General features: G+C 67.1%; 14 protein-coding genes. 8 read left to right on the top strand and 6 right to left on the bottom strand.

Annotated elements, in window-relative coordinates:
• The first annotated feature begins 6 nt into the window (after positions 1-6).
• The gene (locus HLB44_RS00505; RefSeq protein ID WP_173119514.1) at positions 7-420 is read left to right on the top strand and encodes a hypothetical protein; all 414 of its coding nucleotides are present in this window, start codon (positions 7-9) and stop codon (positions 418-420) included.
• A gap of 19 nt (positions 421-439) precedes the next feature.
• Here the strand turns inward: HLB44_RS00505 and HLB44_RS00510 are convergent, their stop codons facing one another.
• Positions 440-1,144 (bottom strand): hypothetical protein, encoded by a 705-nt coding sequence (locus HLB44_RS00510; RefSeq protein ID WP_173119516.1) that lies wholly within the window; start codon positions 1,142-1,144, stop codon positions 440-442.
• A 51-nt stretch (positions 1,145-1,195) separates the two neighbouring features.
• Positions 1,196-2,203: an ABC transporter substrate binding protein gene (locus tag HLB44_RS00515; protein WP_173119519.1), complete on the bottom strand. Its 1,008-nt coding sequence runs from the start codon at positions 2,201-2,203 to the stop codon at positions 1,196-1,198.
• A 223-nt stretch (positions 2,204-2,426) separates the two neighbouring features.
• On the opposite strand from HLB44_RS00515, the gene HLB44_RS36930 reads away from it, so the two are divergent.
• On the top strand, positions 2,427-2,762 hold the full coding sequence (locus tag HLB44_RS36930; RefSeq protein WP_343051185.1) for a cupin domain-containing protein: 336 nt from the start codon (positions 2,427-2,429) through the stop codon (positions 2,760-2,762).
• Positions 2,763-2,789: 27 nt separating this feature from the next.
• Positions 2,790-3,071, top strand: a complete 282-nt coding sequence (locus HLB44_RS00525; RefSeq protein WP_173119523.1) for a hypothetical protein — start codon at positions 2,790-2,792, stop codon at positions 3,069-3,071.
• A gap of 44 nt (positions 3,072-3,115) precedes the next feature.
• On the opposite strand, the gene HLB44_RS00530 is transcribed toward HLB44_RS00525, so the two are convergent.
• Positions 3,116-3,421: a DUF6958 family protein gene (locus tag HLB44_RS00530; protein WP_173119525.1), complete on the bottom strand. Its 306-nt coding sequence runs from the start codon at positions 3,419-3,421 to the stop codon at positions 3,116-3,118.
• A 97-nt stretch (positions 3,422-3,518) separates the two neighbouring features.
• Here HLB44_RS00530 and HLB44_RS00535 point away from each other — a divergent pair, with 97 nt between their 5' ends.
• Together HLB44_RS00535 and HLB44_RS00540 are read left to right on the top strand one after the other, a co-directional pair.
• Positions 3,519-4,817, top strand: coding sequence for a macro domain-containing protein (locus HLB44_RS00535; protein WP_173119527.1), 1,299 nt, complete (start codon positions 3,519-3,521; stop codon positions 4,815-4,817).
• Positions 4,814-7,003, top strand: a complete 2,190-nt coding sequence (locus HLB44_RS00540; protein ID WP_173119529.1) for an SIR2 family protein — start codon at positions 4,814-4,816, stop codon at positions 7,001-7,003. Before HLB44_RS00535 ends, HLB44_RS00540 begins: the two co-directional genes overlap by 4 nt.
• Before the next feature lie 63 nt (positions 7,004-7,066).
• Here the strand turns inward: HLB44_RS00540 and HLB44_RS00545 are convergent, their stop codons facing one another.
• Positions 7,067-9,640, bottom strand: a complete 2,574-nt coding sequence (locus HLB44_RS00545) for an ATP-binding protein (RefSeq protein WP_173119531.1) — start codon at positions 9,638-9,640, stop codon at positions 7,067-7,069.
• A 124-nt stretch (positions 9,641-9,764) separates the two neighbouring features.
• On the opposite strand from HLB44_RS00545, the gene HLB44_RS00550 reads away from it, so the two are divergent.
• From HLB44_RS00550 to HLB44_RS00560, 3 genes are read left to right on the top strand one after another with little or no spacing between them, the layout of a single operon-like run.
• A complete protein-coding gene (locus tag HLB44_RS00550) occupies positions 9,765-10,223 on the top strand; it encodes a globin family protein (RefSeq protein ID WP_246311998.1) in 459 nt (152 codons plus the stop codon).
• Positions 10,220-10,642, top strand: coding sequence for a Spy/CpxP family protein refolding chaperone (locus tag HLB44_RS00555; protein WP_173119533.1), 423 nt, complete (start codon positions 10,220-10,222; stop codon positions 10,640-10,642). Before HLB44_RS00550 ends, HLB44_RS00555 begins: the two co-directional genes overlap by 4 nt.
• Before the next feature lie 58 nt (positions 10,643-10,700).
• Positions 10,701-12,563, top strand: coding sequence for a serine hydrolase domain-containing protein (locus HLB44_RS00560; RefSeq protein ID WP_173119535.1), 1,863 nt, complete (start codon positions 10,701-10,703; stop codon positions 12,561-12,563).
• 19 nt (positions 12,564-12,582) lie between these two features.
• Here HLB44_RS00560 and HLB44_RS00565 read toward each other — a convergent pair whose 3' ends face one another.
• Positions 12,583-13,383, bottom strand: coding sequence for a hypothetical protein (locus HLB44_RS00565; RefSeq protein ID WP_173119537.1), 801 nt, complete (start codon positions 13,381-13,383; stop codon positions 12,583-12,585).
• A gap of 45 nt (positions 13,384-13,428) precedes the next feature.
• Complete coding sequence (gene tolA, locus HLB44_RS00570) at positions 13,429-14,919, bottom strand: cell envelope integrity protein TolA (RefSeq protein ID WP_173119539.1); 1,491 nt, start codon at positions 14,917-14,919, stop codon at positions 13,429-13,431.
• Between the last annotated feature and the right edge of the window lie 75 nt (positions 14,920-14,994).

Here is a 14,994-nt window from a genome sequence, read left to right on the forward strand (position 1 = left end):
CCGCCGATGGAAGATCACGCTGCGACCGATCCCCTCTCGCTGGCCCTGCAGTGGCTGCAGCGGCCCGCGGACTGGCCCCAGACGGCCGCTGCGCTCTACGACGCCGCGGTTTGCTGGCGGGCGCCGGCGCGCGGCCTGCTGATCGAGGGCCGTGACGCGGTGCTGGCGCACCTTTGCGAGGATGCCCGGCGCTTCGCTGCGGCCGAGCAGGTGGTGCTGCGGCGCGTGGTGGCCGGCACGCGGCTGATCGACGAGTCGGCGCTGACCTTCATCTGCCCCGCCGACGGTATTGCCGGCGTCGAGCTGACGGCGGGCGACCGCATCGAACTCAAGCGCACCCGGCTGCTCAGCTTCGCCGGCGGCTTGATCGTCGACGAGCTGAACCTGGAAACCTGGACGGTGCTGCAACGCGCCGGCTGACGCGCCGGTCGGGCCGACGTCAGGCGCTGGGACCCTCCACGTTCAGCACCCGCCTGCCCAGCGAACGCCCCGCCGGCCGGTCGAGCACCTGCACCGTCGTCTGGCGCGGCGTGAAGTCGTCGGGCAGGCGCATCGAGCCGCTGACGATCTCGTGGCCTTCGACCGACAGGATCACCGGCTCCATCGTCAGCGTCGTCGGCTTGCCGCCGGCCGATGCCCCGGCGACGACGATCTGCATCACGCCGGCCAGCGGCTTCGCGGCCTTGCGCCGCGTCAGCACGACCTCGTAGTCCAGGCTGCCGCGGCGCGCCGTGAAGCGGCCGATGCGCACTTCGACGGCATTCTGCGCGGCCCGCGGGTCGGGCGGCAAGGTCGCCAGCAGCGCCGCCAGATCGGCGCGCGCGCGTTCGGCAGCGCCCTGCGCAGCGCCCAGCGCCGTGTCGCGTTTGCGCGCCTCGGCGTTCGTCTTGTCGAGTTGCTGCTGCAAGCTGTCGCGCTCGTGCAGCAGCCGCTCACGTTCGGCGTCAGCCTTCGTGAACGACTCGCGCAGTGCATGCGAGTCGGCGGCGCTCAGCCGCGGCGGCAGCAGCTTGTGCTGCACCGTGACCACGGCGGCGATGCCGAGCGCGATGCCCAGCATCAACAGCAGCAGCCAGGCCGGCACGCTGCGACGGCGCCGGCCGCGGTAGGGGTCGAAGACGATGGCTTTGCGCGATCCAAACACCGGGGCAGCTTAAGCGGCCTTGCGACACCCGCTGCAACACGATGTGAGCGTTCAGACACTCCCATCCGCAACGACCTCCGTCGCCTGCAGCAGGAGTTCATCGGGCATCCGCCACCCCGCCTGGTTGGCCAGGCGCCGGTTCAGGACCAGGTCGAAACGGGTCGGCCGCATGATCGGGATCTCGGCCGGTCGCACGCCGCGCAGGACTTGGTCGAGTTGATGCACGGCCATGCCGACGACTTCCGTCATGCTGGGGCCGAATGCCAGCATCGTCGCGCCGCTGTCACTGATCGCGCCCAGGGTGACGGCACGCTGGGCCACTGCCCAGGCCTGTATTCGTGACCAGTCGGTCGGAATGAGGAACGGCAGGTTCGGCACGACCAGCGCCTGAATGTGTTCCTGCCGCGCCGCAGCCAGCATCGCGCCGATGTCCTCGGAACGCAGCACGCGGGGCAGCGCAGTGACCTCGATGCCGATCGGCGCAGCGACTCTGGCCCAGCTTTGATACCAGGCCTCGCCCAGCAACAGCCCGCGGGTCAGAGGCAACCCGATGTGGGTGAGGCCTGGCCTGAGCGCGCGCAGATGGCTCAGACCCTTGCCGCACGAGTCGTACGCCAGGAGATCGATCCCGGTGACGTGTCCACCGGGCCGAGCCAGCGACTGGGCCATGCCCAACTCGACGATGCCGGCCCCTTGCATCACGATCGGCAGTGCGCTGGTCGCCTTCACGGCCTGCAATGCGGCGCTGTTGCCATCGGCATACAGCACATCGACAGGGGCCGCGATGAGCTCTTCCGCGGCGCGGCGCAATGCGGCAGCGTCAGCGCCCACCCTGACCTCGAGCGACAGGTTGTCACCTACCGTCCAGCCGCGCTGTTGCAGCAGCGCGAGGGCACGCAGCCACCACCGCGCCATCGTCGGAAGCTCGGGCCGCGTGCGAGTCAGCACGCCCAGTCGCACCTTGCGCAAAGGCGTCAGTGGCGCGGCGCTCGACCAGCGCGTTGCAAGGCCGAGCAGTGCGCAAGCCCCCGCCACCTGAACCAGTTGGCGCCGTCTCATGCTGATGGCCCTCCAGCGAGATTGACGGCGTCATGGTGCGACGCCTCTCAGGGAACATCACGCCAATGGCGACGAATGGCGGTTGGCGGGCGTTGGGACACGGCCTGGGCCGATGAACGCGCCTGTGGCTCGCGATTCGGGGGCAAGCGGAAGCCATCGGCATGGGGCCCCATGCCGAGCCCTTTGTAGGTTATTTCATTGGGTTGCTCAAGCGGGGCAGCCGGTGGTCGTGCGTTCGACGCTGGACACGGCGCCCAGCTACGAGAGCGAGCACTACGACTACCGCATGCTGGCCACCGAGTTTCCGGGCAAGCGCATGACGCCGCTGCACGGCATCATCGTGGCGCGCGATCTCGCGCAGTTCCCCGACTTCGTCCGCCATCCGGGTCAGGAGTTCGTCATGGTCCTCTCAGGGCGCGTGCGCATTCACTTCGAGACCGGCGACGTGATCGAGCTCGGGCGCCAGGAGTCGGCGTATTTCGACAGTGGCGTGGGGCATGCCTACGTGTCGCTCGGCAAGGCCGACGCGCAGGTGATGGTGGTGATGTCGGAACGGTGAGCGGGGTGCCGCGGGGGAGTGGAAACGATGCGTCGACGTGTCCTGATGATCGTGGCCGCGGCGACACCGTGGGCGACGCTCGGGTCGCCGCGGGCCGCTGCCGAGGCGGCGAGTGACGCCAGCTCGGACGGGCTGCGGCGCGCGCTCGTGGCGGCCACGGCGCGACATAGGCGGTTCGAGGTGTGGGTGTCGCACCAGTTCGTGCTGTCTGCGCTCGCCGGAGGCAGCACGGCGTCGGGCGAGGGATTGTCGCTGGAGGCGGCGTCGGACGGCACGCCGCGGATCCTGGGCCGCCTGGCTATCGAGTGATCAGCGGGCGCGGGCCAAGCGGGCTCAGCCGGCAGGCGCGCCGCTCATCGCAGCAGGTGCCAGCACAACGGCTTGGTCTTCTCCGGCGTGATGAGACCTTTGGCCTCCAGATCGAGCTGCACGCCCTTCTTCCACCAACCGGCCTTGGCGCCTTGCGGAAACAGCGCCTGCGGCAGATGGGGCAGCACGCGCTCGCCGATCTCCGCGGCCGTCAAGCCCGGTGAGGTGGCCGGCAGGACCTTCAGGAAGGCCTGATTTTTCATCGCTTCGGCCTTACTGACTTGACTACGTTCTGAGTGTCCACAAGACTGGGGATGCGCCGGCTCGAACGAACGGCGCAGACTCGACATGGCTGTGGAATGAGGGCGCCCAGAGTTGACGTTTCTGGGTACAACGCATAGCTGAGTCACCGTCCCTCCAAGCCAGAGCGCGGCACAGGAGGATCCAATGAAGTACTTGGAACGCAAGCGCAGGTGTTTCGTCGTAATGCCGTTCGGCGAAAAGAAGGATCCGGACGGCAAAGAAATCGACTTTGACGACATCTATCGATTCTTCTTCAAGAGGGCGATCGAGGACCTCGGCATTGAGTGCATCCGATGCGACGAGATCGAGGAAGCTGGCTCAATCCACGAGAAGATGTTTGAGCACATCTATCAGGACGACATCGTTGTTGTGGACATCACGACGTCGAATGCCAACGTCTACTACGAGCTCGGCATCCGGCACGCGCTGGCAAAGGGCGTAACGGTGTTGATTCGCCGGAAGGGAACGGTGATACCGTTCAATATTCAAGGCCTACAAGTCATCGAATACGATCAGGACAGGTTCGCGAGCATTGAGCAGGCCAAGAGCCGTATTCGCGAAATCATTCGCAATGGCCTCCTGCAGCGGCGCAACGACAGCCCGGTTCATTCAGTGCTGGATCTGAACATCGAACCGGAAGGCAATCCTGTCGACAGCACCGTGATCCTCGAGTGGTGCCTGAAGGATAGGGAGGACATTCGCGTCGGCCTGGTCACAGGAGACATTCAGAACGTGACGGGAATCGACGTCTGGGTGAATCCCGAGAACACGAACATGCAAATGGCGCGGCCGTTCGAAAACTCGATTTCCGGCATCATTCGTTATCTGGGGGCCGAGAAGGATCTGGACAACGGGCAAGTCAGGACCGATACGATCGCTTTAGCGCTGGCAGCCAAGATGAATGGCAGAACGACGGTCGATCCTGCCACCGTGCTAACAACGACTTCCGGCGCGATGGAGAGTACGCATCGCGTCAAGCTGATCTTTCATGCGGCTGCCAACTACGGCCAGGTAGGCCAGGGCTACATACCAATCGACCAGGTGTCTCGCTGTATCGTGAACGCACTCAAGGCGCCAGTGGAAGACACTAGATTGGGGGACAATTCGTCGATCCTCTTCCCGCTCATGGCCACACGGTCGCGGAAGGGCGCCGTTCTTGAAGACCGGGTCAGACCATTGTTGAATGCTGCCATCGAGTTCTTTGTGAGGAACCCGGGGGGTACGTTCCGCAGGGCCTACTTTCTCACCTACACCGACAAGGAACTCGACGTGTGTCAGGAACTCCTGACCTCCGACGAGCGCTTGATTGCGCAACCCGAGCTTCGGACCAAAGTAGTTGACCTGGCCGCCGATACGCCCGTGTCCCGAAGGCCGGGCTTGGGAAGGGTCGCCGGAGTGGAGATCGAAATGCCAGGAGTCGCGCCGGACACGGAGACGGCGTGAAGCATCAATCTCCATGTCCAGGCACGAGCCTAGGTATCGAGCTAAGTGAAGACGCTCTTGCCGTCGATACGTGGCCAGCGCTACTTGAGCGACTCCGGAAGTCGGAGCCATATGCCATCCTGTGTGGTTCGGGAATCTCCTTCCGGTCTGGCCTGCCTACGGGCCACTCCTTCAACGAGACGTTTCTGCAGGATTTGGTCCTGCCCCAGTATCGCTCACGGGTCTCTGAGCATCTCAAGCCCGATGCCTCGGTATCGCTTCGCTTCGAAGGCATTCTAGACGTATGGTCTAGATTCGACCCGGCGTTACGAGTCCTCGACACATACCGGCTCGGCACGCCGACCAGCGAACATCGTGCTCTGGCGCGGCTCGCCGAATCACATGCCATTGTGACGACAAACTTCGACGGGCTCATCGAGCGCTCATGGGCCTGCCCGCGGGACCTCCCGGTGGCGTGCACTGATGAGCAGTTTCTGCCTGAGCCAGGCGATGGTGGACTTTACAAGATCCATGGGACGGTTCAGCGCGTTGTGAATGGATGCCCTCAGGACGTCGCAAGTCTCGATGGATCGTTTTGTATCGCCACGCTTGGCACGATCTCCAGCAACATGGAGTCCATTCCACGGCGCAATTTTCTTCACTGTCTGCGTCGGTCGCGACCACTCGTCGTCGTCGGTTACTCCGGCATGGACGACTTCGATGTTTGCCGCTGGTTGTTCGACACCGACTCGCCGAAGGCATTGGTGTGGATCGCTTATGACGAGAATGCCGAGAGCACGACGGTGCTCTCGGGACGAGAAGCCATCGATCTGAAGGTCGCGCCACGTCCAATCATGCGTCGCAAAGCGGACCGCAACGTCGTCAATACATCAACTATCGTTCGGACTCGCAGCCCGGCCAAGCTGCTTGCTGACCTGTCGGGCGAACCGTACGACGACAAGAGCTGGGGCAGCAAAAAGTTGGAATGGGGCGCGACATGTCTGTGGCAGCGGTCACTCGCTACTGCGCTGCTGCTGCTTCAGCTATCGTTGTTCCATGAGGCAGAGAACCTGTTGCGCGGTCTCCTCCAAAACGTCGAAGGCCCGCTGCGCGGCCATGATGACGACCTTGCGCTGTCACCTGCCCAGCAAACCTGCGCGCAGGTATACCTCGCACAGGCACTGATGCCAACCGGAGAACGGCGCAAGCGCCGGGAGGCGTTGGAGATCGCCGAAGCCGCTGCCGACTCCGGCCTCCTTGAGCCCGCGCTACTCTTGCGAGCAAGGTTCCTCGCGACGCAGGCCCGCTTCCACACGAGCCACATGTCTGCGAGTGCCCTGGGTGATTCTTTGGCAAATCTCTACGTGCAGGCCAAAGCGTGTGACGCTCCGGCGCTCGCCGCCGAGCTTGCTGCGGACATCGCCGTTTTTGGCCGGCAGCAGGCACGCACGCATCGCGCGATGTACTCAGCGTTTGAGGCTGCACTGGATGGAGGCAGCCTTTCCGCCAAGGGCACCAGGCTCCACGAAGACGCGCGCCGCAAGTGGTCTGCCTGCGGGAGTCCTGAAGAGCTCTCCCTGGCAATCAGTGACATGGAGGAAGTGGTCACCTTTCGCCGCGACCTTGGGCAGTTGGATGGCCTGTGCGCGAGCCTCAACGTCTGCGGCGGTATGCGGCAGCGCTTGGCAGAATGGACTTCGCCGATGGAGCCAGACTACGGTGCAGCGATCCAGTACCACAACGAGAGTCTCCGCTTAGCCGCCAATGCCCACCTTTTCTGGCATCAATCACAGGCTCTGATCGATCTTGGGTACATTCATGCGAAGAGTGCCGATGCCGCTCGACTCAAGGCCACAATCGAGGAACTGAACGTTCTATGCGAAATCCTGGATGAATCGGACCGACACCACATGGAGTTCCTTGCCGCCTATGCTCGCGTCATCGCCAAAGATCTCACGGCCGCGAAAAGGAGGTTCGAGAAGCTCATCGACTTGCCTGAATCGGCCAAGCTCGGCGCTCGCATGAGAGACGCGGCGAGATTCAATGCAGCAGTTTGCCGGGCCGCGCTGACCGCCGGTCTTCCGGGCCCACCGGAATTGCCACCTTCCCACCGTTGTGTTCGTTTCTGGGAGGATCGTTTCGTCCGCCATACCCTGTACGTGCCGATTGTGTCGACGCTGATCGATCCGCTTCCGCCTTCGAACTAAGCCGATGACCTCAATGTGGCCGGCACTGCGCCGGCCCTGCTGTCCATGGCGGCAGTCTCCCGATTACGGCCGCTGCACAGCCCCCAACCCAAGTTCCGCCACCTCCCCATCCGCCAACGATCTCCCCTGCTCCATCAGCGCCTCCAGCGCCGCCGCATCCCACACCGTGCGCAACAGCTCGAGCGTGTGCTCGTGCGCACGCTGCTCGTTGACCTGCCGCTGCTCGTCCGCCGCTTCGTAGCGCGCCGTGGTGGCCCCGACGAGCCGCGCCGCGGCTTCGTGGCGGCCTTCCAGCGCGGCCAGTTGAGCCAGATAGCCGACGCACCAGGCGTGCAGCGGAACACGCATTGCGGCCGGCAAGGCCTCCTGCAGCAGCAGCCGCGCGGGCTGCGTCTGGTGAAGCATCAAATGCGCCGCGGCCAGGTTGACGCGCGCGAAGACCATCAGGTTCTCGTTGCGCATGCTGCGTATCAGCGCCACCAGCCGCGTGCCGCTGGCCACTGCCGCCGCGGCGTCGCCGGAACTCAGCTCGGCGTTGGCGATGTTCAACTGCGTTGTCAGGCCGGAGTCGCCGGCGGCGTGGCCCACGTCGAGCAGGCGGCGGTACAGGCGCAGCGCCTCCTGCACTTCGCCGCGCGCGGTCGCGATGCTCGCCTGCACGCGCAGGCCTGGCAGCAGCCGCACCGGCGGCCAGTTCGGGTCCTCGAGCGTGCGCGCTTCCTGCACCAGCCGCTCGGCCGCCGCCGCATCGTCGTCAACGAGCATCTGGCCGGCGGCGCACAGCGCGTCGTATAGCGCGTAGCGGTCAGGCCGGGTGGCATCCAGCGTGCGCGCCAGCGCCAGCGCGTGCTGCGCCGCCACCAGGCTGCGGTGGGGCCGCATGTTGGCCAAGGACACGCTGATCTCGCGCCAGGCCTCGTACAGCGTGACGGAGTCCAGCGGCTCGCCGGCTTCACCGCTGGCCGCGATCAGGTGCTCGCAGCGGTCCGCCAGGGCCAGGCGCTCGCCATTCAAGGCGGCCGGCATCATCGCGCTGGCCAATGCCAGTTCCAGGGCCGGCATCCCGGCCCGGTTCACGTGGGCCAGCGCGGCGCGGGCGTTGTCCATCTCCAGCTCGCCCTGGCGCCGCCGATCCTGTACGCCGAGCTTGCCGGCATGCAAGGCCGCACGGGCAGCACCCAACTCGGCCAGCACGCCTTGTGCGAAGCGCAAGTGCAGGTCGCCTTCTTCACCCGCGGCGGCCAGTTGCTCGAGCGCCAAGGCACGCGGCGACTCGAGCAGCCGATAGCGCGACGGGCTGCGTCCTTCGGCATGCACCACTTCGACCAGCGAGCGCTGGATCAGCTGGTCCAGCGCGTCGACGATGGCCCACGGATCAGCGGACGGGTCGCCATCCGCCCCGGTGCCCACGTGCTGCACCAGGCTCAACGAAGCGCTGCCGGCGACCACGGCGAGCCGCCGAAACAGCTGCTGCTCGAACGGTGCCAGCAGGCCCACGCTCCAGGCCAGCGCCGCGCGCAGGCTTTGCTGTCGTGCCGGCGCCAGGCGGTTGCGGTTGGTGTTGAAGACTTGCAGGCGATCGGTGAGTGAATGCAGCAGCTGCGCCATGCCCAGTGCGGGCGCCCGCGCCGCGGCCAGCTCGATGGCCAGCGCCACGCCGTCCAGGTGCTGGCACAGCTCGATCACGGCGGGCACCTCGGCATCGTCCAGCACGAAGCGGTGGTCGGCCGCCGCTGCGCGCTCGCAGAACAGGGCCACGGCGCCGAAGGCCTGGGCCTGCTGCGCGGGCAGCGTGCCTTGCGGAATCGCCAGCGGGCCCAGACGGAACACGCGTTCGGGCGCCAGCCGCAGCGGCGCCTGGCTGGTGGCCACCAGGCGCAGCCCCGGTTCCGCGTCCAGCAGGGCCTGCGCCAGGCGGGCCACGTCGTCGAGCAGGTGCTCGGCGTTGTCCAGCGCAATGAGCATCTGCAGCCCGACCACCGACCGCGCCAGGTGGGCCAGCGCGTCGCCGGGCGCCGACTGCAGGCCCAGCGCCGCCGCCACGGCCAGCGGCAAGGCTTCGGGCGTGGTGACGTTGCCCAGCTCGACCCAGCACACGCCTTGCGGATAGGCGTTTGCTCGCATCTGCATCAGGGCCTGCACCAGGCGCGTCTTGCCCATGCCGCCGGCCCCCACCACCGTGACCAGCCGGTGCTGGTCGATCAAGGTGCCCAATGCCGCCAGGTCGTCGCTGCGGCCGATCAGCAGCGGCTGCAGCGTGGGCAGGTTGGTGCGCGGCCGGGAAGGCACTGCCTCCGCCACGGCCGCGGCGGCAGGCCCGGTCGGCGCATGCGGCGCGACAAAGCGGTAGCCGCGCCCCGGCACGGTCACCAGCCAGTCGCTGCCCAGCACCTTGCGCAAGGCGTTGACCTGCACGGTCAGGTTGTTCTCTTCGACCACGCGACTCGGCCAGACCTGCTCGATCAGCTCGTTGCGGGTGATCAGTTGCCCTGGGCGTTGCACGAGGGCCAGCAACAGGTCGAAAGCGCGGCCGCCCAGCGGCACGGGGTGCCCGTCGGCCAGCAGGCGGTGCTCGTGCGGCCGAAGCTCGAAACGGCCAAAGCGCAGGCCCTCGGGCAGCGGTGTGGTGTTCGACATGGCGGCGGGCAGTTTAGGAGCTGCTGCCGGCTCACGCTTAATCATTTTTAAGTCCGCCTGAAGGTGCTTTCCCGGCTGCGTCGGAACACTGGCTTCACCTTCACCCCCCTCGCGGAGCCGTTCGATGCAAGTCGCCATGACCCCCCAGCAGATCCAGCTCGTGAAATCCACCTGGCAGCAGGTGCTGCCGATCCAGGCCGCCGCAGCGGATCTTTTCTACGGCCGCCTGTTCGAGCTGGCGCCAGACACCCGGCCGCTGTTCAAGCGCGACATCCACGCCCAGGGCGCCATGCTGATGAGCACGCTGGACACGGTGGTGCGCAGCCTGCACGACCTGGGCGCCGTGTTGCCCACGGCCCGACAGCTGGCGCGGCGCCACGTCGGCTACGGCGTGCAGCCGCAGCACTACGACAGCGTCGGCACGGCCCTGGTCTGGACCCTGGAACAAGGCCTGGGCGCGGCGCTGACGCCGGCCGCCCGCGATGCCTGGCGCATGGCCTACGAGGCGCTGGCCGATGCGATGAAGGCCGCGGCCTATCCCGCCGATGTGGCTGACTCCGCTGCCGTTCGGGAGGCCGCATGAAGCCCGCCCGTTCTTCCTGGGCCCAAGTGGTGTATGCCACCGTCGTCGCGACGCTGGCATTGGCCCAACCGGCCCTGGCCGATGAATCGCTGGAGACCGCGCTGGGCCTGAGCCGGGACCAGGCGCATGCGGTCATGGCCATCGAGAAGACTTACCGCCTCGAATTCGCCGCCAAGCGTGGCGACTTCAACCGCGAGAGCCGCGTCTTGCGCCGCGCGCACATCGCCCGCGACAGCAGCGCCATCGCCAAGCAGGAGCCTGTCGTGGCTGCGCTGCAGCAGGAGCTGCGCAAGATCCACGCGGCCGAGAACGAAAAGATCCGCGCCGTGCTCACGCCCGCTCAACGCACGCGGTTCGAGACCGTGCTCGAGCAGCGCAAGGCCATGCACGGCAGTTCACGCGACGAGCGGCTGTTCTGAAAGCCGTCGCCCCATGAACGCCCACCCGCACTCAACCATTGCTTCGGGAGCTCCCGACATGTCTTCGCCCACGCATCCCACCCGCGCGCCGATCGGCAGCAAACGCCTGTGGACCGGCCTTGCCGCGGCCGCCGCGCTGGCCGTCACGCTGCCGGCCCACGCCTCCGATCTGGTCGGCAGCGACCCGATCGCACTGACCCGCACGTACCACGGCTCCGACGGCAGCGTGTTCTCGACACGCGCCATCGGCAACACCGTGGTCGGTTTCAGCCAGGATGCGAGCGGCCAGCGCGCGTTCGTCTTCAACGGCACGCGCTCCGGCATGACGATCACCGGCCAGGTCTACGGCCTGCCCAAGGGCGCCAGCACGCAGCAGGGCCCGCTGAATCTGACGCTGTCCAACGGCGGCTCGACGCTGCAGCGCACCAGCGGCGAGAACGTCGGTGCGACGACCTGGATCGCCAAGCTGCCGAGCTCGTTCGCCTTTCCGCACGGCCGCGAGGCGAAATTCCAGTCCACGATGGCCGACGACCTCGACGGCGCCTACCAGGGCTCCGACGGCAGCCGGGCCTACGTGCGCCAGTACGGCGCGACCGTGGTGACGATGACCGAGCGCTTCGCTGACGCCGATGCGACGCGTCCGGTCTATGCCACCGTCGGCATCGCCACGCGCACGGGCAACGGCCTGGTCGGCAGCTTCTTCGACCTGCCGCACCAGACCGCCAACCTCAGCGCCGGCCAGTTCATCGGTCAGAAGTCGCCCGCCGCGCGCGACTTCCTGCAGACGCTGAGCATCCCGGTGCCGGGCTACCCGCCGTTGCGGCAGGTGGTCTATACCGCCGATTACGCGGTGGATCTCGACCGCTTCGCGCAGGAGATCGAGACCCGGCTGACGCCCTTCGTCGTCGGTTTCAGCTACGCCATCGCGCAGAACGGCCAGGTGCGGCGCACCGGCGCCGGCGGGGCGCGCCGCGCGGTGACCGCCACGAATGGCCTGTTGGGGCCGCTGCCGTTCACCGACAACACGCTCAGCGTGATGGCCAGCACCACGAAGACGGTGACGCTGGTCGCGATGCTGCGCGCGCTGCGCGATCGTGGCGTGTCGGTGGATGCTGCCGTCGGGCCCTACCTGCCGCAGCCCTGGGCGCGTGGACCGGGCATGAACACCGTCACCTTCCGCCAGCTGCTGTCGCACGGGCTGACGCCCACGGTCGGCAAAGGCCTGCACTACCCGGCCAGCTGCGCGAACAGCCCGTACCTCTGCCTGCGCGACGCGGTGGCCGGCGGCATGGTGCGTGATGCCGGCTACCACAACATCCACTACGCGCTGATGCGCTACCTGCTGCCCTACGTGCTGGATCCGGTCGGCGTGACGAACCTGTTCCTGTACGAGCCGAGCGAGACGGCACGCAACGAGGAGATGAGCAAGCGCTTCCGCAAATACATGCTCGACATGCTGAAGGAGGTCGGCGTCGATGCCGACTTCAAGTACGTCTACGGCGACGGCGAGAACGGTGCCTACCGCTACCAGTGGGGCACGCCGCCGACCGACGAGATCTATCCCTGGATCGCCGACAGCGAGGACGACTACCTGGAAGCCGGCCCGGGCGGGCTGAAGATGACGTCCAAGGAGTACGCGCGCTTCCTGTCCAAGCTGGTCAACGGCGCGCTGCTGACGCCCGCGGACCTGGCCGCCGCGAAGGCCATCGGCTTCGGCGGCGAGGCGCCGGCGATGAACGGCCCCGACGGCGTCGGCCCGCTGTACACGAAGAACGGCGGGGCCGGTGGCGCGGCGACGCAACTCGTGGTGTACCCAGGCACCGAGGTGTTCATCTCGCAGAACTCGACGGGCAACGAGGCGCAGACCAACAACGCGGCGATGCTGCGGGCGGCGTGGAAGGCGTCGCTGATCGGGCAATGACAGGGATGTGGATTGTCGGCTACCGACTCCTTGAATTGGGCGTCCGCACGCCACAATCCACGATCTCCTGCTGCATCGCTTCTGCCAGCAGTTCATCGTCGCCGCGCGCAATGACGCCGACGAGGTGCTTCTCGATGGGGCCCAGAAGCCTTCTCATCGAGTCCTCACTCGCACGTTCCATCGCGAAGAGCGGCGCCGATATCCGGCTGTAGAGTGCGGCAGGCACGTAGTCGCCTTTCGTTTTCGGGAGTTGCTCGCGGGTGTGCTCGACCGTTGCCAGCACCTTTGCATACCCTTCGCGAAGCTCTCGCTCTATGAGGTCGATCGCACCGTCAATGCACAATTTCGTGCTTGGGCTGAATGTGTAGAACGTGAGATAGCTCGGATCCGTTTGCAGGCTTGAAACCCGTTGGAGCGTCTTGACTTGACTGTCGAGCAGCGCTCCCCACAGCGCGTGCATCTCGTTGCGGGGCTCGTAGTTCGTCAGCAGCCGCAATTTCGTCTCGACGATGCGTTGCTGCGCCTCCAGGACGGAGCTTGGCACGGAGGTGCGCAATGCATTGGTCTTGCCCAACAGCTGCGCAGCAGTCACGCGAACCTTGTCGGCGTGCTCGCCCTTCCTGAGCTCCCGGTCCTTGTAGGCACTTGCGCTGAACGAAGCCACTGCACCAATGAGCGTGAGGGCCGTGAACGTGTCACTCAGCTTCCATTCCGAGCCCTTCGCCGCAGGACTGGGAATTCGCTGCTTGTGCCACCAGTCTTCCGACCCACCAGGCGAGCCCGAAGCCTTGACGATGCGCGGTCCACGTCTGACAAGCATGAGTTCCCCCTGGGTGTTCGCAGAGACTGACGATGCCACAGGTCGTCAATACAGCCGCACCGCCACGTCGAAGTGCCACGTCCGGCGAATCTCGATCACGTCGAAGTCGTGGGCCAATGCCGGCGAGAAGGCCTGGTAGGGCGTCTGGCTCTGCACGATGCGCCGGACCGCGTCATCGATCTCGGGCACGCCGCTGGACACCACGAAGGTCACCGACTCCACGGACCCGTCGCGCCGGATGGCCACCGTCACGACGGGATCGATGTGCGGCCGCCTGGCCGCTTCGCGGACCATGTCGATGGTCATGTTCTGATGGATCTTGCGGGCCCAGGCTTCCGCGTACAGCACGAGCTCGGCGTTGGGGTCGGTGCGCCCGAACAGCCGGCCGCGGCGTGCGCTGCTCCACGAGTACGGCAGGTTGCTGGTCGGGGGCGCTTCTTTCGCGGCCGCCTCGCGCCGGGCGGCGGCTTCCTCGTCCAGCTGGCGTCCCATCGCGCGACGCGCGGCTTCCCGCCTTGCGTTGTCATCTTCTGCGGCCTGAACGCGCGCGGCCTCTTGCCGCGCCGCGGCCTGCTGTGCGGCCTTCTGGCGTTCAGCCTCCTGCCGAGCGGCCTCGGCCTGCGCAGCTTTCTGGCGCGCCGCCTCCTGCTGCTCGGCCTCCTGCCGGGCTGCGGCCTGCTGCGCGGCCTTCTGGCGTTCGGCCTCCAGCCGAGTGGCCTCGATCTGCGCAGCCTTCTGGCGAGCCGCTTCCTGCAGCTCAGCCTCCTGCCGGGCAGCGGCCTGTTGCGCGGCCTTCTGGCGTTCGGCCTCCTGGCGCGCGATCTCGATGCGTGCCGCTTCCTGGCGCGCAGCCTCTTGCAGCGCGGCCTCTTGCCGGGCTGCCGCCTGCCGCGCCGCCTGCTGGCGTTCGGTCTCCAGGCGCGCGGCCTCCACCCGCGCCGCTTCCAACTGCTCGGCCTGCCGCTCCCGCGCTTCATCAGCGTTATCTCGAGGCGCCGGCAGCGCGCGCTCCGGACTCGAGGCGCTGGGCGCTGCCGCGATGACGGGCGTCGGCACGGGCGGCGCGGGCGGCACGATCAGCGTGGGCTCGTTCGGTGGTGCCAAGGCGATCACCGCGGGCGGCGGGATCGGTACGGGCGCCGCGTCATCGGGCGCAACGACGCGCAACGGCGCGTTCGCATCGGCCGCTGGGGGCACGACGATCGGCGCACCGAGAACCGCTTGCTCGACCAGCGCCTGCTGCCGCGGCTGCACGACCGGCGCGATCGCCGGCGCCGCCGGGGCGATGCGCGGCGGCACGATCACCACGCGCAGCTCGGGCACCTCGATCCGCCGCTCTTGCCACGGGAAGCCGAGCCCCGGAAGTCCCAGGCCGCCACCGAAGGTCAGGCTCAACAGCAGCGCGTGAATCAGGAGGGAGAGCAGCAGCGCAACGCCCAATCGCTTGCGTTCCGCGCCCTCGGATCCGTTCGTGAACCGCATCCGGTCCATTGTCCATGCCGGGATGACCGGGGACCGCGGCGCGCCCGGCGCCATGTCGTCTTGGCCGGCGCGGCGCGATACTGCGCGCCGTACGCCCACGCCGGGCCGGGCACCGGCCCGCGGCGCTCG

Source organism: Pseudaquabacterium terrae, assembly GCF_013266755.1.
GTDB lineage: Bacteria > Pseudomonadota > Gammaproteobacteria > Burkholderiales > Burkholderiaceae_C > Pseudaquabacterium > Pseudaquabacterium terrae.